Annotated in this window: 21 protein-coding genes; 3 read left to right on the top strand and 18 right to left on the bottom strand. The window is 54.3% G+C overall.

Annotated elements, in window-relative coordinates; translation table 11 throughout:
- Positions 1-195 (top strand): type II toxin-antitoxin system antitoxin, encoded by a 195-nt coding sequence (locus DQG23_RS15285; protein WP_113031731.1) that lies wholly within the window; start codon positions 1-3, stop codon positions 193-195.
- Positions 196-306: 111 nt separating this feature from the next.
- Here the strand turns inward: DQG23_RS15285 and DQG23_RS15280 are convergent, their stop codons facing one another.
- The 4 genes from DQG23_RS15280 to DQG23_RS15265 all read right to left on the bottom strand — a co-directional run bounded on the left by DQG23_RS15280 (position 307) and on the right by DQG23_RS15265 (position 4,092).
- Positions 307-516 carry a septum formation initiator gene (locus tag DQG23_RS15280; RefSeq protein WP_238177898.1) on the bottom strand — a complete coding sequence of 70 codons (210 nt, stop codon included), beginning with the start codon at positions 514-516 and terminating at the stop codon, positions 307-309.
- An 80-nt stretch (positions 517-596) separates the two neighbouring features.
- Positions 597-1,859 carry an MFS transporter gene (locus DQG23_RS15275; RefSeq protein ID WP_113031730.1) on the bottom strand — a complete coding sequence of 421 codons (1,263 nt, stop codon included), beginning with the start codon at positions 1,857-1,859 and terminating at the stop codon, positions 597-599.
- Between the two features lie 47 nt (positions 1,860-1,906).
- Entirely contained in the window at positions 1,907-2,347 is a 441-nt protein-coding gene (locus DQG23_RS15270; protein WP_158560541.1) for a MarR family winged helix-turn-helix transcriptional regulator, read from the bottom strand.
- Between the two features lie 260 nt (positions 2,348-2,607).
- Positions 2,608-4,092 carry a copper amine oxidase N-terminal domain-containing protein gene (locus tag DQG23_RS15265; protein ID WP_158560539.1) on the bottom strand — a complete coding sequence of 495 codons (1,485 nt, stop codon included), beginning with the start codon at positions 4,090-4,092 and terminating at the stop codon, positions 2,608-2,610.
- Positions 4,093-4,331: 239 nt separating this feature from the next.
- Here DQG23_RS15265 and DQG23_RS15260 point away from each other — a divergent pair, with 239 nt between their 5' ends.
- The gene (locus DQG23_RS15260; RefSeq protein WP_158560537.1) at positions 4,332-5,708 is read left to right on the top strand and encodes a DUF2515 family protein; all 1,377 of its coding nucleotides are present in this window, start codon (positions 4,332-4,334) and stop codon (positions 5,706-5,708) included.
- Positions 5,709-5,866: 158 nt separating this feature from the next.
- Here the strand turns inward: DQG23_RS15260 and DQG23_RS15255 are convergent, their stop codons facing one another.
- The 4 genes from DQG23_RS15255 to asnB all read right to left on the bottom strand — a co-directional run bounded on the left by DQG23_RS15255 (position 5,867) and on the right by asnB (position 10,863).
- Complete coding sequence (locus tag DQG23_RS15255; RefSeq protein WP_113031726.1) at positions 5,867-7,498, bottom strand: putative polysaccharide biosynthesis protein; 1,632 nt, start codon at positions 7,496-7,498, stop codon at positions 5,867-5,869.
- Between the two features lie 39 nt (positions 7,499-7,537).
- Positions 7,538-8,017, bottom strand: a complete 480-nt coding sequence (locus DQG23_RS15250) for a DUF456 domain-containing protein (protein WP_113031725.1) — start codon at positions 8,015-8,017, stop codon at positions 7,538-7,540.
- Between the two features lie 101 nt (positions 8,018-8,118).
- Positions 8,119-8,865: a Cof-type HAD-IIB family hydrolase gene (locus DQG23_RS15245; RefSeq protein WP_113031724.1), complete on the bottom strand. Its 747-nt coding sequence runs from the start codon at positions 8,863-8,865 to the stop codon at positions 8,119-8,121.
- 123 nt (positions 8,866-8,988) lie between these two features.
- Positions 8,989-10,863 carry an asparagine synthase (glutamine-hydrolyzing) gene (asnB, locus tag DQG23_RS15240; RefSeq protein WP_113031723.1) on the bottom strand — a complete coding sequence of 625 codons (1,875 nt, stop codon included), beginning with the start codon at positions 10,861-10,863 and terminating at the stop codon, positions 8,989-8,991.
- A 420-nt stretch (positions 10,864-11,283) separates the two neighbouring features.
- Between asnB and DQG23_RS15235 the strand changes: the two genes are divergently transcribed.
- Positions 11,284-12,132, top strand: a complete 849-nt coding sequence (locus tag DQG23_RS15235; RefSeq protein ID WP_113031722.1) for a sugar phosphate isomerase/epimerase family protein — start codon at positions 11,284-11,286, stop codon at positions 12,130-12,132.
- A gap of 80 nt (positions 12,133-12,212) precedes the next feature.
- On the opposite strand, the gene DQG23_RS15230 is transcribed toward DQG23_RS15235, so the two are convergent.
- The 10 genes from DQG23_RS15230 to DQG23_RS42135 form a co-directional block, all read right to left on the bottom strand.
- Positions 12,213-13,106, bottom strand: coding sequence for a metal ABC transporter permease (locus DQG23_RS15230; RefSeq protein ID WP_113031721.1), 894 nt, complete (start codon positions 13,104-13,106; stop codon positions 12,213-12,215).
- Positions 13,103-14,035: a metal ABC transporter permease gene (locus tag DQG23_RS15225; protein WP_113031720.1), complete on the bottom strand. Its 933-nt coding sequence runs from the start codon at positions 14,033-14,035 to the stop codon at positions 13,103-13,105. Before DQG23_RS15225 ends, DQG23_RS15230 begins: the two co-directional genes overlap by 4 nt.
- A gap of 5 nt (positions 14,036-14,040) precedes the next feature.
- Positions 14,041-14,802, bottom strand: coding sequence for a metal ABC transporter ATP-binding protein (locus DQG23_RS15220; protein ID WP_113031719.1), 762 nt, complete (start codon positions 14,800-14,802; stop codon positions 14,041-14,043).
- 25 nt (positions 14,803-14,827) lie between these two features.
- Complete coding sequence (locus DQG23_RS15215) at positions 14,828-15,781, bottom strand: metal ABC transporter solute-binding protein, Zn/Mn family (protein WP_113031718.1); 954 nt, start codon at positions 15,779-15,781, stop codon at positions 14,828-14,830.
- A 217-nt stretch (positions 15,782-15,998) separates the two neighbouring features.
- Entirely contained in the window at positions 15,999-18,065 is a 2,067-nt protein-coding gene (locus DQG23_RS15210; protein ID WP_113031717.1) for a peptidoglycan D,D-transpeptidase FtsI family protein, read from the bottom strand.
- 48 nt (positions 18,066-18,113) lie between these two features.
- Positions 18,114-18,818, bottom strand: a complete 705-nt coding sequence (locus tag DQG23_RS15205) for an HAD-IA family hydrolase (protein ID WP_192894595.1) — start codon at positions 18,816-18,818, stop codon at positions 18,114-18,116.
- A gap of 386 nt (positions 18,819-19,204) precedes the next feature.
- Positions 19,205-19,381: a hypothetical protein gene (locus DQG23_RS42140; protein ID WP_158560535.1), complete on the bottom strand. Its 177-nt coding sequence runs from the start codon at positions 19,379-19,381 to the stop codon at positions 19,205-19,207.
- 238 nt (positions 19,382-19,619) lie between these two features.
- Positions 19,620-20,771, bottom strand: a complete 1,152-nt coding sequence (locus tag DQG23_RS15200; protein ID WP_113031716.1) for a transglutaminase domain-containing protein — start codon at positions 20,769-20,771, stop codon at positions 19,620-19,622.
- Between the two features lie 174 nt (positions 20,772-20,945).
- Complete coding sequence (locus tag DQG23_RS15195; RefSeq protein ID WP_113031715.1) at positions 20,946-21,371, bottom strand: hypothetical protein; 426 nt, start codon at positions 21,369-21,371, stop codon at positions 20,946-20,948.
- 45 nt (positions 21,372-21,416) lie between these two features.
- Positions 21,417-21,566 (bottom strand): hypothetical protein, encoded by a 150-nt coding sequence (locus tag DQG23_RS42135; protein WP_158560533.1) that lies wholly within the window; start codon positions 21,564-21,566, stop codon positions 21,417-21,419.
- Positions 21,567-21,596 lie beyond the last annotated feature (30 nt).

Here is a 21,596-nt window from a genome sequence, read left to right as displayed (position 1 = left end):
ATGGCTCCTAAAAAAAGCTTTCCGCTCCGCATCGACCCTCAAATATACGAAGCCTTGGAACGCTGGTCGCAGGACGAGTTCCGCAGCGTCAACGCTCATATCGAGTTTTTGCTCCGCGAAACGCTGCGCCGCGCAGGACGATTGCCCGGAGCGGCTCCTCCTCCTCCGGAGGGGTCCGATTCAGACGACAGCTAGCCGGCTTTATTCAGCAAAGCAAAAAGGACAGTTTCATCCGGCCGCCGCTTGGCGGTCCGGAGAAGCTGTCCTTTTTTGACGGTTGTTTTTACCCCCGCAGCCGGATTTTCCTTATTCCTGCTCGATATAGGGCCTCGCTTTAATATTGCCGATGATCGTTCCGCTAATTAAACCGACCACGACGCCGGGAATAATACCGGTCGCAGGGTTCTCGAAGAAAAATCCTGCAGCCGAACCGATCGCTATCCCGATGGCCAGCAAAATACCCAAATACTTATTTCGAATCCGAATATGCTTCGGAATGACATCTTCTCTTCGCACGCTCATGCCTCCCCGTTCGCTATCAAATCCTATTATAGCATAACGGATCGCATGTTACTCCGTTCGCTTCGAGCATCCCGTCATAGCTGTCCGCTCGCCGTTTGACGGGCGCGCTTGGCTTCCCGGCCGAAATAAGACAATGCGTAAACGAGCAGAAACAATACGAGGAACCCTGCAGACAACCGATACATCATGGCGTAGCTCGTTTGCGTCGCCACGATCCCAAGCGTCAAGGAGCCGATAGCGATGCCAAGGTCGGTGGAGTTGTAAAACATCCCGGTAGCCGCGCCGCGTCTTTCCGGTCTAACTCGCTTTACCGTCCAAGCCTGCAGAGAAGGCTGCAAAACACCGTAGCCGATGCCGTAGCAAACTGCGGCTGCAATCATAACGGCAGTCGAAGCGGAATAAGAAAGGAGGACAAGCCCTCCGATAACGAAAAGCGCCCCTGCCGGCATAACGGCTGCCGGACCGCTGCGGTCGAACAATTTTCCCGAGAAAGGACGTACCAGCATAACCGCAAGCGCGTTAAAAAGGAAAAACCAGCCGACGTTCGCAATATGCGTTTCTTTGCCGAACATCGTCAGAAAGCTGATCAAGCCGCCGTACGTTACCGTAAAAAACAAATTCAAAAAACACGGCAGCAAAACCTCTTTGTCTATGAGCTTGTTCCGCCCCTTTGCGTCAGCGGCGCCGTCTGTAGTATCGCCCCTCTCTTCGGCGCGGTGAATGATCGCCTTCGCCCGCTGCAAAGCCGCAGCCTCGCCTCCGAAGGAACGCAGCGACAGCGATAGCGGGATTACGATGGCGACAAGCAGCGTCGAAATCAAGATCAGCCAATCGAAGCCGAAGCTTTGATACACGGCAAGTCCGATAACAGGAGCGAGCGACATCGATAAGCCGCTTGAAAGACCGAAATACCCCATTCCTTCGCCGATCCGCTTCTGCGGGATAATATCCGATGCCAGCGTTCCGACCGCTGTGCTCGTCAAGCCGAAGCCGATGCCGTACAGGATCCGGACCGCCATAATCAGCGCGATCGCTCCAGCCCAATAATAGCTCGCAGTCGCCGCCAAATAGACGATGAGACCGATCATCAGCATCCTTGTTTTGCCGAGACGCAATATCGCATTACCGGCGTAGAAACGCGTCACGATCGCCACAAGCGCAAAAATGCTGATGACCCAGCTGACCGTCACGCTGCTTGCGTCATATTCGGCTGCAATGAACGCGGGTAAAACGGTCGTGATCATTTGCAAGTTCAAAAATAAAAATAAATTCGATAAAGTCACGGTTATAAACGGCTTCGTCCATAACCGGGGCATTGCCTCTGGCTGCTTTTCCATGCTGCACCTCAACTCGTTTAATTTCATCCGGCCCGCCATACACCGCTTCAGGCTTTATGGCGCTCCGCGTTCTCGATCATCTTATACAGCGTTTCGCGGAACAACTCGATCTGCTTCTCCGGAATCCCTTCCGTCACATCGGCTAACGCCTGATGAAAATGAGGCAGCAGCTCGCCCACCACGCCCTTGCCTTTCTCAGTCATATAAATAAGAAACGACCTGCGGTCTTCCGCGTTGGCCGTTTTGCGAATCAAGTCTTTGCGCTCCAGGCAGTCGAGAATCCGTGTAACGGTCGGCTGATCTTTCAAGCTGCGGTTCGCCAGCTCCTTCTGGCTGATGCCTTCCTGCTCGGAAAGGCGCGATAACACGCTCCACTGCTCGGTCGTTATATCGAACGGCTTAAAACGTGTTGCCAGTACATGGCCGATTTTCCGGTAAGTCAAGCTAAACAGCTGCCCTACCGTTTCCTTGGCAAGATCGAATGTCATAGGTTCCGCTCCTCCAAATATACTTGTCATAACAATTATATGTGCGACAAATAAAAAAAACAACCTTTTCGGTTGTAAATTTATACCACAGTCGTCGCAGCATAAAGCATACCCGGCTTCGCCATCCTTTGGGACGCGCGCTTTTAGCCTTTGAAATATAAGCGCTTGATAGGTGAAACCTTATATGAAAAAAACGGACAGAGCAGCTTACGCTCTATCCGTTTCATATATACCCGGCTGCAAGTTATGCTAACACGCCGTTAGTCCTTCTTGATCGTCACTTGACGGGTATCGTTGTTCCAAGCCGTCGTAGCGTCGAACAATCTTGCAAGCCACGCACCCGGTACGTAAGTCGATCCTTCGACAATCTCAGGCGCGACTTCAGGGCTTTGCTGCTCGTTCAGCGTTTGACCGTTTACTTGAACCGATTTGCTGTCGATCGTCAATACGACCTTCTTGCCCGTCATGATATCCGTAATCGTTACTTCACGCGTATCGTTGTTCCACTCCACATCCGCATCCAGCCTTTCGGTTACGAAGCGGACAGGGACCATCGTGTTGCCTTCTTTGATGAAAGGATTGAGCGTATCCGGAACATGCTTTCCGTCATCCGACATCTGCAGGACGATTTCTTTCTTTAATACTTGCAAATCTTTCACAAGCAAGCCGTATAGCTTCGAATCCTCTCCGAGCGTTTTGATGAAATGCGCCATTTTCGTATCTTCCGTTTGCTCCAGAGCGCCCTTGGATACGTCGATAACGTCGGCAGTCACCGGTTTATTGAGGTTCCATTTGTCCATGGTGCCCGTTACCTTCAGTCCTGTAAAACCGTCTTTCTCCAATTCCGGCAAGCTCATCGAAAGCTCGAAATTCGCTTTCCGCTGATACAGGTCGCTGTCTAGGAACAGATCCGACTTCAACGAGAACTTATCGTTCACAAATCCTGTTTCCGCTAGTTTCGTGTCGATGTTCGCTTGCAGATCTTGAAGCATAGGTTTAATAAATTCGACGGCAATTCCGCTGAAGTCAAATCCGCCTTGCGCGCTGCTCTGATTCATGACCATTTTTACGAGCTCGCGAAGTCCTGCTTCGTCTTCAAGAATATTGCCGATAAACTGCTTGATAAGTCCCGCTACTTCCTTGCCTTTAACTTCAAAATGCACCTTGTTCAGACTCACCGCTTCGTTATTGATCGTTTCGGTAGCCTTCTCCACGTTGATTACGGATGGCTCGGGCAAGCTTTTGGCGATGAACGGCATAAGCTTCGAGATCATGACCGACGGATTGCTTCCAAGCGAATCGAGCGGAAGCTCAACCGGAAGCAGCTTGTCAAGCGGAAGCGCTTCTTTCAAATTAAGCACATAAGGCTTGCTTGCACCGTCGAACAGGACGGTCAGCTTATCTTTTCCAACCGTCAGGGACAAAGGAATCGTTACGCCACCGGATAACGCGATTTCCCCTTTTGCCGAAAGCAGCTCCGGAGATTCCGTTTTGATTTCCTTCAGATTGATAGTCACTTTCTTGAGCAATTCTATGTACTTGAGCACTGCCGTATTATCGCTGTCCGGCTTGCCGTTTCCGAGAAGCTCCAGCGTAACGGAAGCGGAGCCTTCCGACGATTTTACGTCAGCACCCGATACTAGCGCCTTCGTAATATCAACGCCGCCTACGGTTTGACAGCCCGCAAGCGCAAGCAGCAGGAAGCTGAGCATGGCGCAAAGCATTCCCATTTTCTTGATTTTCATTCCGATCTCTCCCCAAGTCCCAATTTGGGCAACGACTGATTTGCGACTGCCGAAGACAGCCGCTTTCATACTCGATCGTAACCGCATGACTAATTATACGCGCCAAACGCCCATAGGTTTCTTTTTCCGTCAAAAAGGAAACGATAATTTCGTAAGTCTACAATCCGTCCGATAGAACGGCTCTGCTGTCCTTGAAAATATCCGGAATGATTTCAATAAAGTTGGGGGGTGGGAAGCCGATGCCGAAAGCTGTGCAAACCGACGGGTTCTTCAAGCTTGCAGGTCAGTTCGCGGCTAATGGTTGGAAGCTTCTTCAAGGGAAGCTGCGTGGATATGCGCGCTCGGCTGCCCTGCTCCGCGATTCGCAGCCGCTTCAAATACGCCCCTCCGTTTCGCGAATGCTGCGCGGCCGTCTAGGGGTTATGCTGGATCATACGGCATGTGCGAACGGCAAAGACGGGAGAACGGCGCCGAACGGACCGATCGGCAGTCGTTTCGACGAGGGAACGGAAACGCTCCCGTCGCCGACATATGACGACCGTAAACTGATCGAGACGATCCGTGCGGAAACCGAGCGATGCAACCGCAACAACATAACGCGAACGGAAGCGTATTGGCGTATATACAGCGAACATCCGGAGCTGCATTGGGCGTTCCTCGCCCACATGGTATCCCGCAACGGCGGGTGGGCTATGACCGATCTGCGCGGCGAGCTGTTGGCAAGGATGATTACGCCTGCACAAAGCGAGCGGATGTTCCAATTTTTGGAGCGTGCGAATGCGCTTATTTTCGGCGACGCATATCCGCAGCTCCTGCTTTACGCCGAAGCCAAAAAGCGCGGTACCGGCCTTACCCGGCTGCTGCCGCACTTCCATGTTTCCGCATTTATGACTCCGTTATGGGAGCAATTTCTAAAGGATAGGGATCCGGTACCGCTGACAATCGGACTGATCGTCAATGAGCAGAACTATATCGAAGGACGCGTCGTTCAAAATAAGACATTCCGCGAGGAGCTGCTGAACACGGCCGCATTCCACGCTTATGCATGGCTTCAGCTGACGCAAGTGCTTCTCCCCTACGCTCCGGTCACGGAACCTGCCGCTATGGATACAGGGCGGCATCGCGTATCGGCGGGGAACGGCGGCCGGACGAAGCCGCTGCCAAGGCTTGCCGGGCTCATTCTCGAAAGCTTCGCCAGCCTGGAGGAACGTATCGGCGTCGGCAAAAAGCTTTACGCTTTGCTGTACGGCGTGCCTGCCGTGTTCAAAGGGGTTTTGGCGTTTGCCGAAGCAACGCCTCACACGGGCTCTCGAACCGATTATTGGCCGCATCTGTTTACGGGAACCCGGCACGATTCGTCCAAGCCATACGTTACGAAGCTGAAAGGAAATGCGCTGCTGCCGGGAGAGGAACCGTTTTACAGCCCGAAGCTGACCGAGGCGTGGCCGGATCAAAAAATCGAGGAGCCGCAGCGATACGACTGGTTTTGCGATAAATCGGGACTCGCCTGGTTCGAATCGGTTCGCCCGCCCTTTCCGCTCGATATGACGAACGAGGCTTTCTTCGGCTTGGAAAAGCTGGAGGTCGCCGTTCTCGCGGCGGAGATGTTGGAATGAAAAAGAAGCATTCCAATCCACAGCCAAGGTGGAACGGAATGCTTCTTTGTAAAGGGATTATCCCGAATCCCTTATAAACATGTCACCTTGCGCTTAACCGCACGGCCTTCCGATCGCGCCTTCCGATCATTCTACCAGCCTCGGCGCAACGCATACTATCATCTGCGGACTAACCGCTGCACTTTGCCGATCAGCTTGCGAACCGGGGCCGGGAAGGTTTCGACATCTCCCTTCGTAACGACGCGTGTCGCCATAAGCAGGACCGGATACAGCACGCCGACTATCGCACATACCACGATCGCTTGCAGCAATGCGTCAAGCTTCATGACGCCGAACGGCTGCAGCCATTCTTGGCTGAAGTAAGCCGCTCCCCCTCCCGCTGCAGCGATGATCACGATCGTTACGATCATACCCGGCCAACGGGCGCCCACAACCGAGAAATGCACTTCTCTGCGCAAGTAAGCGATATTTAACATCGACGCCGTAATGAAGCAGAGACCCGTCGCGATGACGAAGCCATATATGCCGAACCACTCGGCGAGAATGACGGATCCGATTATTTTCACGGCGATTCCGGCGAGCACGAAACCGACGAGCGGCTTCATCCTTCCCATCCCCATCAAAATGGCTCCGGACGTCATCATCAAGATCTGGAATAACGTCCCGGCCGTAAGCAGCGCGGTCATTTCCCAGCCCTCATAGGAAGTGAACAACAGCCCGTTGATCGGCGCTGCAGCCAAGCAAATCACAAAAATAACCGGCAGTCCCGTTAATACGGCCAGACGAAGCGCAAGCGAAGCCTTCCGTCCTACCTCCGCCATATCCCGGCTTGCATGCGCCGACGAAATGACCGGCACCAGCGATTGGCTGATCGCCGTGGCAAAGATGACCGGGATACCCGCGAGAGATTGCGCCTGGTAAGCCAGCCAGCTATACTGCTTGGTGGCGAGCTCCAGCCCGACATGCGACTCGACCAAACGAATGGCGAACGAATCGATGAAGTACACGATGGCGACAGCCGACGAAAAAATGACGATCGGAATCGACAAGCGCAGCAACGAAGCATAAATGGCTTTGGTCGACATCGCCGGCTTGGCCGCTCTTCTCACGCTTTCCGAAGCGGCCGCCGTTTCGCGGAAAGCGGCTTTGTCGCTGCGGCGCAGTCTGCGCATGTAGATCATCATGACGGCAAGCGCGCCGACCGCGCCCATCACGCCGCCGAACGAAGCCCCGCCGGCAATCCAGTCCTCGCCCGATCCCAGCCCCAGGAAAATCGCTGCCAGCAATACCGAAGTGCCTACGCGGGCAAACTGTTCCACGATTTGCGAAATACCGCCCGCCATCATCATCTGACGTCCTTGGAAGTAGCCGCGCATCATCGCGATGATCGGGAACAGCAGCAGCGCCGGCGCGATCGCGCGAATCGCCACCGCCGATCCGGGCACCTTCACGTAGTCGGCAAAATACGGCGCCGCAATAAAAAGCGGTACCGTAATGACGAGACCGGCAACGACCGCAAACTTGAGCGACGCCCGGTAAATAAGCTCGGCTTCCTCGCGCCTGCCGAGCGCGATTTTTTCCGAAACGAGCTTGCTCAGCGCGCTCGGAATACCTGCCGTCGCTAACGGCAGCAGCATCAAATACACATTGTTCGCCTGGGCGAACATCGCTGCCCCCGCAGTGCCCAGCAAGTAGGCGAGCGGCACCCGCTGCGCGATGCCGAGCACCCTTGCTACAAGCGCGGCCAATGATAAAATCAGCGTTCCTTTAAGCAATGAATCCTTTGCCAAAACCGTACCTTCTCCCTATGAAAGTGCGTGTTCACGCCGCTACAGCACCCAAATGAAAAATAAGACGATCATAATCAACTGGAGCACAAGCTTGACGATCGTGCTCGAAAACAGCCCGACGATCGAACCCCAGCCGACCTTCAGCGATTTCTCCGCATCCGAGCCTGCGATCAGCTCCCCGAGAAAAGCGCCGAGGAACGGCCCCAGAATCAGTCCCGCAACAGGGATGACGAACGGACCGGCAATGATGCCGATCGTACTGCCGATGACGGAAGCCCGCGAGCCGCCGTATTTTTTGACGCCCCATGCGCCGACCGCATAGTCCGCAATCGTAATGACGGCGACGATCGTCACTTGAATGAACCAGAACCAGAAGCCGAATGGTTCGAAGCCGAGAAACAGCCCATAGACGACAAATCCCAATAGGATCGCCACCGCCCCGGGTAAAATCGGCAGGATGGCGCCCACCATGCCGACGACAAACAAAACAATCGTAATGATCCAGCCAAGTATGGCCAATTCATGATCCCCCTCGATCGCAAAGCGGGAAAGCCTTGACAGAAGGCGCGCGCCGCCTGCATATGAAAGATCGAATCTGTTCCCTTACATTTTCTTACGACTTACACGCGTTCGCCGAAAATATGCTCGCGGATCACCCTTGCGACCGCACTTTCATTGTTCGTTACGGTGACCAGCTTAGCCGCCTTTTTCAGCTCTTCCTGCGCATTGCCCATAGCGATGCCGAGTCCGGCGGCGCGGATCATCGCCATATCGTTCAAGCTGTCGCCCATTGCGATAACCTGCGACATGTCCAGCCCAAGCAGCTTGCACACTTCGTTCAGACCGCTTGCTTTGCTGATTCCTTTGGGATTCAGCTCCAGGTTGCTCGGATGCGAATTTGTAATTTCAAGCACATCCCAGCTTTCCAGCGTCTTGCGGATGGAAGCCAGCTTGTCGGCCTCCTCCGTGTAGAAGCCGAACTTCAGCCATTCGATGCCGGTTATGTCTTCGGTCCATTTTTCCTTGTTGAACACGCCTTCCACCGCATACGCCCAAAACCACGTATCGTATTCGACGGCAAGCTCGTGCATGCTGCGAATCAGTTGGACGTCCATTAGCACGCGCTTCAAGAGGACATGCGGCTCCTTCCATACATCGCTTCCGTTGACCGCGACGATCGGCGACCTCAGCTTGAGCTCTTCCGCGTACGGAAGCGCGCTTTGCACGCCGCGCCCGGTCGAGAACATAACCGTAACGCCTTCATCCAGCGCAGCGTGAATCCATTTGGCATTTTCCTCGGAAATTTTCGAATGCTCGTCTAGCAGCGTACCGTCCATATCAAGCGCAAGCAATTTGTATGTACTCACAAGAAAACCCCTCTCCGGTGTCAAATGTCGTCTTTGAAAAGAAACGGCCGGCGCCCGTTTACAGCGGACCGCCGGTCGTTCGAATGCCGCCCGCGAAGCCTGCCGCCTCGGCAAGCCCAATCTCTATACCGCAGCGAACGTTCTTGCCGGCTGCTCCTGCATATAAGTCGCGTGCCATAATGCGAACACGTACAACACCCACAAGCGGCGGGAATAATCACCTTGTCCGTTCCGGTGCTGCGAAGCCATCCTTTCGATCGCATCCATCTTAATATAGCTGTCGATGCCGCTCGCCTTGATTTGCTCAAGCAGCACCTGTCCTTGGGAGCCCTTCAGCCAATCGCGCATCGGAACGGGAAATCCGAGCTTCGGCCGGTTCAGAATAAAGTCGGGAATGATCCCTTCCATCGCCTTGCGGAACACGTATTTCGTCGTTCCTTCGGCCAGACGGTACTGAACCGGAATCTTGCGGGCAATCTCGAACAACTCCTTGTCCAGGAAAGGCACGCGAAGCTCCAGCGAATGGGCCATCGTCATCTTGTCCGCTTTCATCAAAATATCGCCGGGCAACCACAAGTTCATATCGATATCCTGCATCCGCGACACCGGATCGAGATGCCGCGTCCGCGAATAAAATGCCGCTGCGATTTGCTGCGGATCCCGGTAGCCTCTCAGCTGCTCCGCGCTCATCCGTACGAGCTCCGCCTTCATATCCTCACTGAACACTTTCGCGTTGCCGAGAAACCGCTCCTCGAGCGGCGTCGTGCCGCGCAGCACGTAGTTGCGGCCCGTTACGCCAGCCGGCAGCAGCTTCGTCAGGCTGTGCAGCAGCCGTTTGAGCGGCATCGGCAGCCACGACAGCGGGCGCAGCGCCTGCGGCTCGCGGTAAATGCGGTAGCCGCCGAACAATTCGTCGGCGCCTTCGCCGGACAGAACGACCGTTACATGCTCGCTCGCCAGCTGCGCAACATGGTAAAGCGCAATCGCCGAAGGGTCCGCCACCGGCTCGTCCTGATGCCAAATCGCTTTCGGCACGGCGTCGAAAAAGTCGCGCTGCGTAATCACCTTCTCGTAATGCTCCGTCCCAATAGCGGCAGCCGTCTCGCGGGCGATTACCGTCTCATTGTTCGTGCCGTCAAAGCCTACAGAGAACGTGCGCAGCGATTCAAGCCGCTTGATATGCGCAGCGATCGCCGTCGAGTCGATTCCGCTCGATAGAAAACAGCCCCGTTCCACGTCGCTCACCAGATGGTGCTTGACGGAATCCGTCAAACCCGCGCGGATTTCCTCCACATAATCGGCGAATGGGCGCTGGACCGGCTCGAACATCGGATCCCAATATTTACGGATCGACATGTTGCCGTCCGACTTAATCGTTACGCTGTGGGCGGGCGGAAGCTTCGCGATGCCGCGGAACATCGTAGCCGGCTCCGGCACGTATTGGAATGTCAAGTAGTTTAGCATGCTTTCCGTATCGACTTGCCGGCTGATGCCTTCCGCCTGCAGGATGCTTTTGATTTCCGATCCGAATACGAACCGTTCTCCGTCCCGGTAATAATAAAAAGGCTTAATGCCGAAATGGTCGCGAGCCCCGAACAGCTGCCGCTTGTTCCGGTCCCAAATGACGAAGCCGAACATCCCGCGCATATGGTTGACGCAAGCCTCGCCGTACTCCTCATATAGATGAACGATTACTTCCGTATCGCTATGCGTTCTGAAAATATGCCCTTTCTCCTGCAGCATGCTTCTCAGCGCTTTGTAATTGTATATTTCTCCGTTGAATACGATCCATACCGTCTCGTCTTCATTGCAAAGCGGCTGATGGCCTTCGGCCAAATCGATGATCGAAAGCCTGCGGAAGCCGAGGCCGATCCCGGGATCGGTATAAAAGCCGGCATCGTTCGGCCCCCGATGAAAGATGATGTCTGTCATTTGTTTAAGCTCGGACTCGGAAGGCGTTCTTCCGTCCCTGTACATAATTCCTGCAATCCCGCACATAATGCACAAAATCCTTTCTTTACCGCGGCGATCCGCCGTTCTTATCGAATGCAAACAAACGCGCGCCGCGTCCTGTCGGTAACACTATTTCGTAAGTATACCACACCTTTCCTATGAACAAAAAAAATTTCAGACACGATTACCGGGAGTCCGCACAATCGGCGGGATACGCAAAAAAGTCCGCATCAGGCCGCAGCAACCTTGCTCCGCACCAAAATCGCATGTAAATGAAGCAAAAATAACAATTGTGCATACAGCCGTAAAAAGCTACTGTAATGTATAACGGCAGCCTGTCTTATAGGGAAGCAAACAAAAGCGCTCTACCGCCACGATTCGGGACGAGCGGCCAAAAGCATGAACACAAATCGGGGATGAAGCCGGGCATACCGTTTCACGAAGAAAAATCGGGGAGGCATTCCAATGATAAAAGGGTTGACCTTAGCGGGAGTAGGCAGCATCGGCTCGCTGGAAGATTTCGTCGTAAAGTCTGGGGCAAACGGATTTCAAGCAATCGATACAAGCGGCGGCGCATTGCGGAAGCTGATCGAGGAGCGCGGCGAAGCTGGCGCAAAGTCGTTCCTGAGCGAGAACGGGATACGAATCGGATCGATCGGATTGTCCGTCGAATGGCGCCAGTCCGAAGAAAAGTTTCTTGAAACCCTGACCGGGCTTGCGAGCGATGCGGAAGCTGCAGCCAAATTGGGCTGCAGCTCGTGCTGTACATACATTTTACCTTCAACCGACTTTAAAGCCGCGCACCATATGACAATCACTACCAGAAGGCTTCGCACCTGCGCCCAGATTCTCGGCGCTTACGGGATTCGCCTCGGCCTGGAATTCGTCGGTCCTCATCATTTGCGGACGGCTTGGAAGCATCCGTTCATTTGGACGATGCAGGAAACGCTGGACTGGATCGCGGCCATCGGCGAACCTAACGTCGGCCTGCTGCTGGACGCCTACCACTGGTATACGTCGAACGGGACCGTCGAGGAGCTGCTTGCGCTCAAGCCGGAGCAGATCGTTCACGTGCATATTAATGACGCCAAGCCGGTACCGGTCGAGGAAGCGCTTGACAACGACCGCTTGTATCCCGGAGAAGGCGTAATCGATCTCGCCGCTTTCTTGAAGGCGGTCAGCCGGATCGGCTACAAAGGCGTCGTCGCTCAAGAAATTTTAACACCACAAGCGCCTTCCCAAAGCAGCGAAGAGCTGCTTAAGCGTTCCGCCGACGCTTTCATCAAGGTGTACGCCGCCGCAGGTCTGGAGTAAGCCGGCAGCCCGACTTCTTGATTTATAGGCAAAAACCTCCAATCCATTAAAAGTGGATGGAGGTTTTTTTTCGTGCCGGATTAACCGGCCGCAGCCGCTTCCGCAAGCGCGCTGCGGCGCTGGCGTCTTTTCTTCCAGACGACGCCGTGGCTTGGCGAGAACAGAAATGCGAGTGCAAAGAGTACGCCGGCAACGGTAATCATGCAGCCCGCGATCGAAGCGTCAAGGATTACCGCCGCATAATAACCGGCAGTCGAGCAAATAACGCCGATCGCCATGCTGTAAGCGATCATTCTGCCGAGCTTATCCGTCAGCAGGTATGCGGTCGCCGCAGGGACGACAAGCATGCCTACGACAAGGATAGCGCCGACGCTTTCGAACGATGCGACAGTCGTTATCGATACGAGCCCCATCAGCAAGTAATGGAACAAAATAACCGGTATGCCGAGCGCCGCCGCAAGCGCCGGATCGAATGCGCAAAGCTTAAATTGCTTGTAAAACATCCCGATCAGGCACAAGATGAGCATTAATGTAAGCCCCAGCGCCCATACGGCTTTCGGCCCGACGTTCACGCCGCCGATTTCCAGCGTATCCCAGCCTACATAGGCGATCTCCCCGTACAAAACGCAGTCGAGATCGAGATCCACCTGTCTTGCGAATAAACTGATAAGCACGATGCCGACGGCGAACAAGGACGTAAACACGACGCCGATCGAAGCATCGGACTGCACGCCGCTTTGATGCAGCGTCTGGATGAGGAAGACGGTAACGAGACCGAGAATCGCGGCGCCGAACAGCATCAAGAGCGAATCGCGGGAACCGCTGAGCAAAAATACGATGACGATGCCCGGCAGTACGGAATGGCTGATCGCATCGCCGATCATCGCCATCCGTCTTAAGATAAGGAAGCAGCCCAGAATGCTGCAGGAGCAAGCGACAAGCGCGCCGGTCAGCAAAATCCAAAAGTCGTTCATAGCGCGCCCCCCTCGCTTGCCGTCATCGGCTTTCCTTCGGACCTAATCGCTTTCTTCGCCCTTGCCCGAAGCAGCGCTTTGGCTACCAGCCCCCGCCGCGGCGCGAACAATACCGAAATGCCGAACCATAAAGTAGCCGCAAGCACGCATAGCGGTCCCGTCGGCAAATTGTCGCCAAGCGTACTGATCCATGTTCCGACAAAACCGCTGAGCGCGCCGAACAAACCGGCCAGCGTCACCATGACGCCGAGCTTCTCCGTCCAGTAACGCGCCGATACGGCCGGCGTAATAAGCAGCGCCGCCATCAGGACGACGCCGACGGCTTGAATGCCGACGACGACGGTCACGACGATTAGCAGCATAAGCAGCTGATCGAGCAGCGCAACCGGAAAGCCCATCCCCCGCGCGAATCCGGAGTCGAAGGCGAGCAGCTTGAATTCTTTAAAGAACAAAGCGCACAGGAAAACGAGCACGAACGAAATGACAGCCATCGTCGTCACGTCGGAAGCGATCATCGTAGCGGCCTGCCCGAACAAAAATTTATCCAGCCCGCTCTGATTGCCCGTTTCGCTATGCTGAATTTGCGTCAGCAGCACGATGCCGATCCCGAAAAATACCGAAAGCACGATCGCCAGCGCCGTATCAGCCTTGATCCGCGAATGGCGCGTTACCGCTCCAATGCCCAGCGTCGCCAAGATGCCGGACACCATTGCGCCGATCAGAAACAAAACGATCGATTTCGAGCCGGTAAGCATGAACGCAATACAAATGCCGGGAAGCGCCGCATGAGCGAGCGCATCTCCCATCAGCGCCTGCTTGCGCAGGTAGGCGAAGCTGCCGAGCACACCGCTGCTTAAGCCAAGCAGCACGCAGCCCATGATGATCCACCGCGTATTCGGATCGGCAAACAGTTCCCTCAAGCTTTCCATTGCTGTCACCTCGCTCCTATCCCCGTCTCGTGATCGTTTCTTTCCAGTATCGCGAGACGCCCTCCGTACGTGCGCTGCAAATTCGCAGCTGTAAAAACATCGGCGGTCGGTCCCGCCTGGATCAGCTCGACGTTGAGCAGCACGACCCAGTCGAAATATTCCTTAACGGTGGCCAAATCGTGATGAACGACAAGCACCGTCTTCCCTTGCGCCTTGAGCTCGTTCAGGAGCGCGATAATCGCCTTCTCAGTTGCGGCGTCAACGCCGACGAACGGTTCATCCATAAAATAAAGCTGCGCATCCTGCGCCAGCGCCCTTGCGAGGAATACCCGCTGCTGCTGGCCGCCTGACAGCTGGCTGATTTGCCTGTCCGCATAATCCGCCATCCCTACCTTGGCTAGGCATTCCATGGCGATCCGGCGCTCGTTGGCGCCGGGTCTACGGAACCAGCCAAGATGACCGTATCTTCCCATCATAACTACGTCCAGCGCGTTCGTCGGAAAATCCCAATCGACCGATTCCCGCTGCGGCACGTAGCCGATCAGCTTACGCTGCTCCGCATACGGCCGTCCGTAAATGGCTACTTCGCCGGAAAGCCGCGGCACAAGCCCGAGCGCCGCCTTGATCAAGGTGGATTTGCCGGCGCCGTTCGGACCGATTATGCCGATGAGCTTTCCTTCCGGCACCTCGAGGGCAATGTCGCGCAGCACCGGTTTTTTCTGGTAGGCAACCGATAAACCCGATATGCGAAGCGGTGCGTTTTTCATCGTTCTTCCTCCTTCGTATCCGGCTTTATTTCAAAGCCTTGACGATCGTGTCCACGTTATGGCGTACCATGCCGATATAGGTGCCCTCCGGCGTTCCTTCTTTCCCCATCGCATCCGAGAACAGCTCTCCGCCGATCGTTACGGTATGGCCTTTTTTCTTGGCGCCTTCGATTACCGCATTAATCGCCTTCGGCGATACGCTCGATTCTACGAAAACCGCTTTGATCTTGTTATCCACCAAATAATCGCGCAGTTCGTTCGTGTCCTTCGTTCCCGCCTCGGAAGCGGTGCTGATGCCCTGCAATCCCATTACTTTAAGCACATAGGCGTCTCCAAAATATCCGAACGCATCATGCGCGGTGACAAGCACCCGGCTTTTTTCCGGAATCGTCGCGATTTGCGTCTTCGCATATTCGTGAAGCTCTTCCAGCTTCTTCAGATAAGCGGCCGTGTTGGCGCGATACTTTTCGGCGTTTGCTCCGTCAAACTCGATCAAAGCGTCGCGGACCGTTTCGGTCGCATTCATCCAGTGGCGGACATCGAACCAAATATGCGGGTCATGGCCGGCCGTTCCGTCATTGGCATTGCGCAGCTTATTTTCCGGGATGTTTTTGGATACGGCGATCGTCGGCTTGTTTTTGGCCATTTTCTCGAAAATATCCACCATCTTGCCTTCCAAATGAAGGCCGTTATAGAAGATGATGTCCGCTTGGTCAAGCTTCTTGATATCGCCCTGCGATGCCTTATAGTAATGCGGGTCGACGCCGCTCTTCATCAATCCGACAACTTCGACGCCGTCGCCGCCGACTTCCTTGACGATGTCCGCGATCATGCCGATCGTAGTCGTTACCTTCACTTTGCCCTGCTGACCGCTGAACGCAGGCTCCGCGCTACCGCAAGCCGCGAGCGCCGCAGTCAAGCTAAGAAAAATAATGCCGATCAAAAAACGTTTTACCGATGAGTGCCACTTTCGCTTCATTCGTCCTTCTCTCCTCGTCCTCGTTTTTGCCCTTAAGACCTTTTGTTTTATTAATCAAATATTGTTTCTCTCATGACTATATGTTTATTATATTCAATTAAGTTTACCCAATGCAACATTTATTTCAAAAAAAAGTTCGCAGCCTTGTCGGAAGACTGCGAAACTTGTATGAATCAGCGCGCTGCCTGCTTTCGGAGGCACGGTCGCCATTCGTCTATTATTTGCCTGCAGGCTTGTCGTACAGCCCGATAGCCTGATCGTACGCATCGAAAATATGCCTTGCGATCGGCGCCGCTCCCCATGAGCCGAAGCCGCCTTCCGGAACGACGACCGCTACAGCCAGCTTCGGCTTGTCCGCCGGCGCGTAAGCGATAAAGACCGCGTTGTCGAGCGTTTGACCGGCAACCTGCTGCTGCGATGTTCCTGTTTTCCGAATGACCGAGTAACCGACTCCGTCAAAGCCTTGAATCCCTACGTCCTTCATGCCGTTCTGCAGAACGTTCCAATAAGCATCCGGAATGTTCTCCTGGTTCAGCAGTTCGGGTTCGAACTTGCTCACGATCTCGCCTTCATACGTCGTAATTCTATCTACGAATTGAGGCTTGTACCGTTTGCCGCGATTCGCCAGCATGGATGTGTACTGCGCCAGCTGCAGCGTCGTATAACGGGCCTGCTGCCCGAATGAAGCGTAGATAAGCGCCGACTGCGTACTCTCCTTGACCGCCGAGTTGAAGTAGTAAATATCCCCGTCGTATTCGCCCGGCAGACCGCTGCCCGTCTTGACCCCGAGGCCGAATTTTTTCATGTAGCTGTCCCAAAGCATGATCGCATTGCCGTTGTCCGCTTCCGGATTTTTCTTGTCGAACGGCGGATACTTCGTACTCTTGTACAGCCGGTCGCCGATCATCTCGGCCATAAACGTGTTGGAAGATTTCTCGAGCGCTCTTGCCGGCGTAAGCACCCCGTAATTCGCTTTGTCCGAATTGCTGACAGGCGTTTTGTAGCCTTCGCGGCCGAAATAAAATGTCGTCGGATCGTTATATTTTTCATTCACGCCGATTAGGCCTTCATTCAATCCGAGCAGAACGGTTAACGGCTTGATCGTCGAGCCAAGCGGCACGAGCGAGGTCGGATGCTTGCCGCGCTCTTTGTTGTCGCGAATGTCCGGCAGCCGCTCCATGATCGTCCCGTTCGTGTACCGGTACTGGATTTCCTCGAGCTTTGCCGTGCTGATGCCGCCCGTCCAGTCGTTCGGATCGTAGTCCGGATAGTTCGCCATCGCGATTACGCGGCCCGTATTGACCTCCATCGCCACCGCGTAGCCGCCAACCGCATTTTTGCCCATTGCCGGATAACGCTTGGCTCTCGCTTCAGCGGATTTCATATACTCCAGCTGATTTTTGATCCCGTCTTCCGCCGCTTGCTGGACGCTTTTCTCGATGGTCAGATACAGGTTATGCCCTTTCTCAGGCGGCGTAATCTCGACCTGTCCGATAATTTGCGCCTGCGCGTTGACCGGGTAGCTCTTGGATCCGTTCTTGCCGCGAAGCTCGTCCTGATACAAAAATTCAAGTCCGTCGAAGCCGACATACTCGTCGTTCAAATATTCGCTTTGCTTATCCTTGTAGACGTTCAAATATGACGCCTTCTGGTTGCGTGCAACGTTATAAGGGCGCATATAGCCGACCAGTTGGACGGCAATTCTGTCCTCATCGTAAATACGCGTGCTTTCCTCGGTAATTTCAAGCCCCTTGAGCTCGTCGCGGTGCTCGGCGAAATACGCAAGCTCCGTCGGCGACAGCCGCGATTTGATGCGCCGGGGCAGGAAGGTGTAGCTCGGCTCCTTCGCTTTGTTGCCGTCGATGTCGATGCCGACGTCCATATTTTTGATAATGTCCGCGGCAGGCAGTATAACGTCCCCGTTGTTCAGATCGGTAAAAATTTGCTCCAGCTTTTTGGCCAGTTCGATTTTATCGCTGTTCTTCTGACCCGGCTCCATTCTGTAAAAAAGCGATTGCGCGGATATCGTCGATGCGATCGGCGCCTCATTGAAATCGTAAATATTGCCGCGAATCGGCGATATCGTAATCGTCCGCTTCGTGCTCTGATTTTCCAGCTCGCTTAGCTCCTGCCCCTCGACGAACTGCAGGATGGCAAGCCGGATAATCAACACGGAAAACACCACAAAGGTGGCGAAAAAAAACATGTTGATACGCACCGAAAAATGATTCCTTTTATGCTTATCCTGCCTTTGCGCCTCGCCCAGGCCTTCCGAATGCTTCATCTTGCTTCCCTCTCCTGATTGCTTCCGGCCTGGCAATCGGCAAGCGGTCTATTGCAGCTCCGCAAGCGAATGAATGCCCTCGCCGGTATGATAGTCGTAACGTTTGATTTTGACTGCGTCGATGCCCGCTTGCTGCGGAGCCCAAATATCGTTCTGGTCGTGGTCGCCGACATACAACACGTCCTGCGGCGGCAATCCCGCTTCCGCCAAAGCCAGGCGAAAGATGTCCGGGTTCGGCTTTTCAAGCCCCACCTCCGTGGAAACGATAACGGGATCGAAATAATGGAGAATGCCTTTATGCTCAAGAATGCCTTTGAGCGTCGGCGCAAAATTGGAGATGATGCCGAGCCGCAGCCCCATGCCGCTCAAGCGCTCCAGGTTGCTTTTCACATCGTCGAACAACTGGTATTGCTCCGGCTGCGTAAACTTGTCGTAAAGCCCGTGGCAGCAGCGGTGTATCTCGTCCTCGTCCAATTCCTGCTGCGCGCCGAGCCGATCGAGAATGTAGCTGTACAGCTTCATCCAGAAAGCGCGGTCCGATTCGGGCGTGCAAACCTCGTCCGGATTAAGCTGCTTTCCATAATAGAAAAGGCGGAACGCCTCCGTAAACAAATCTCCGATTTCCTCTTCCCCGCGGTGCAGCTTTCGGCTCGCCAAAAATTGCTGCATAATGACACGCGCCGCCGGAATGGTCATTAACGTGTCGCCCACGTCGAAAAATACGGCTTTATATGCGCTTAACTTGTTATGCATAGAGCACCTCCCGAAATAGCCGGCATGCTGCCGGAAAATAGCGGTAACCAAATGTATGTTGGAGAGGCTATGTTTCATGATAGCATATTTTGCTTCCCGATACGAATCGATGCAAGGATAAACCGCCATACAAGGATAAACGGCTTTGCCGTCGTTCAAGGACAGTCGCGTTTACCGGAAATCCAACAATCAGCGGAGGATATACTTTCTGAGATTTTGAAAAAACCGCCTTGCGGCGGCCCTGTTGTTCGATATGCGTTTGTTCGTTGGCGAGGCAAGGGGTATAGGCTTTAAGCCACTGATAGACTGTCAAGTACGACTCTGTGACTACCTCGTTATTTAACTAAACAATCTTTTTTTGTTGAACTTTGACATTTACCGTTCCTCTAACCGGCATTCATACTCGCTTGCCCCTCCTCGCTCGTCGCTTCTTGCATGCGCAGTCCGATTTTGCCCACTTGGAATCGAGTACGGCCTCCTTTCCCCGCCTGTAGTCCGAAAACGCCTGCTTGCAGCGGGTATTTTAATCGGCACACCGGTAAATCCGTTCTCCAAGCCGGCAAAATCTGACTCCAGCGTAGGGCAAGCTTCGATTCCTTGCTCCATGTGGGCTATTTCGGACTACAGCTTATAGAGGAGCCTTAATTGCAGCGTAGACATAAACGCTTTCGAAGAAAGCGATTTCGTAAGCATAAACTTGGACGTGCGCGTTTACCGTTGAACGATAAGAACTTGATAGGCGAAACATATAAAGTCTTTTATTCAAAAAAAACGCGCCTGTACAGCCAGGCGCGTTCCTCATTAGGCGTCGCGTATATGCGTCGCGTCGAAATTCGGCGGGTTGAACCAATTGCCCCCGCTCGATACCCAAGTGGAATCAAGCGGCAGCCATTCCGCCCGGTCGGCAACATAAACCTCGTTCCAAGCATGCGGGCCGTAGCCGCCTTTGCCGTCGTAGCCGAGTCCTGTCACGACCTTCACGTCAAGCCCGACGGAGCGCGCCATAACGGCATACAGCCTGGAGTAGTCGATGCATACGCCTTTGCGCGTAGCGAACGTATCCTCCGGCGACTGCTCCTTCCAGACCCTTTTTTGCTCGTACAGATTAACCTTGTCCCAATCATATTGAACGCGCGTGCCGATCCATTGGTACAGCGCCTTCGCTTTCTCTTCGTCAGACTTGGACTTGGCCGTGACCTCTTTCGCCGCTAACGCGATATCGTCCGGTATGCGCGCGTCAATCACTTCATATTTGCGCTGCAAAATATTTTGAAATTCATGCTCGACCGCTTTCGTGAACACCGGCAGCTGCTTCGTAATCAAATCGCCGGTGAACGGCTCGATGACCTCCTTCGCCCCCTTCTGGTAAAGCGAAGACTGCTGGATATAGCCGGTAAACGTTGCGTGAGGGAACAATGCCGTGTACATGAACAGCACCGCGACAGCCATAAGCGCCCGTCCGGCGCCGGTTATGGCGCCGATCGCGCCGCCGAAAACGCTGCTCGTCCAAGTGATCCGACCTTCAGGACGGGGACTCGGGTCGGCGTATTTGCCCGCGCGATACAGAATCGTATCGATGACGGCATGAAGCACCGTTTTGAGCACGGCGTAGCCGACCAGCAGCAGGACGCCCGAGCGCATCAAGGAGAAATCGCGGAGCGCCGTTACGATCGTGTAATACATTTGACGCAGCCAGCTGATTTTTTCGTTCGGGATCACGATATTGCGAGACGTCAGCCAATCTCCGAATGCGGGAGACAGCGCGACGGCAAGCTTCCAAGCCAGCACTAGACTGAGGATCGTGACGGCGCCTTCCTGCAGGAGCAGGAAGAGATGCTTGGCCGAGCCCGTCGTTCCGCGCGCCGCCCCTTGTACGACGGATATCGCGATGATGGCTACCAGCAGCACGGTTAATAGATTCAAACTGCTTAGCAATTGTAGAGCCTCGTTCACCCTGCATCTCCCCCTCTCTGACGGCTGCCTGCCTCTGAAAATACGGCAAATGCGGCTCGAACATGCCGAACCGCATTCCGAACGTCCCTATCGTACGCTTCCATGGAACAATGATAGCCGGTTACTTCTTAGGAACGTCCTCCCGACATAAAACGGACATGCCGGACAATCGGCTTATTTCTGCTTCGCTTGATCGATAACCTTTTGCAGCGCTTCGTCGATTTTCAAGTTAAACGTCTGGCCCATAAACGTAATTTTCGCATCGTTCGAGCCGGGCGTCGCATCGATTCGGATGCTTTTGGTCGAGACGGTATACGAGCCGTCGTCGTTCTTCTTATAGGTCGCATCCTTCGCTTCGTTCGTAACGGCCTTCAGCGCCTGATCTTTGATTTCGTTCGTTACCGCGGTGCCGATCGTGTCGGTCACCTCTAACAGCTTATCCTTGTAAGTCGCTCCGTAAACGATGACAACCGCAAGAATCGCCAAAACGAGCACCCATTTAATGACGGTTTTGACAAGCTTCACGATCAGGAACAGAACGACCACGGCGATGACGACGACGAGCCAGCGGTCCTGCAAAAAAGCGGTTAATTGATCCATTCGTTCGACCCCTTCCTCTTTTCTATATGATACTATAGGTAATTGTCATTCTTCATCCCTTTTTTTGCGAAGCTCCTTAAGCTTGCGCTGTATGTCTTCGCTGCGATCCGAGCGGTTGCGGCGAAACGTCCGGCGCAAACGCAAGTAAACGTAAACTGCGGCAAGCGCCAGCACGACGACCGTCAGCATATCCACTCGTATCCCCCCTTCCTGCCGCGTTTCGGG

The organism is Paenibacillus contaminans (assembly GCF_003285015.1).
Taxonomy (GTDB): domain Bacteria; phylum Bacillota; class Bacilli; order Paenibacillales; family NBRC-103111; genus Paenibacillus_V; species Paenibacillus_V contaminans.
The sequence above is the reverse complement of the archived record's forward strand: the minus strand, read 5'-3'. Positions and strand labels throughout refer to the sequence as shown.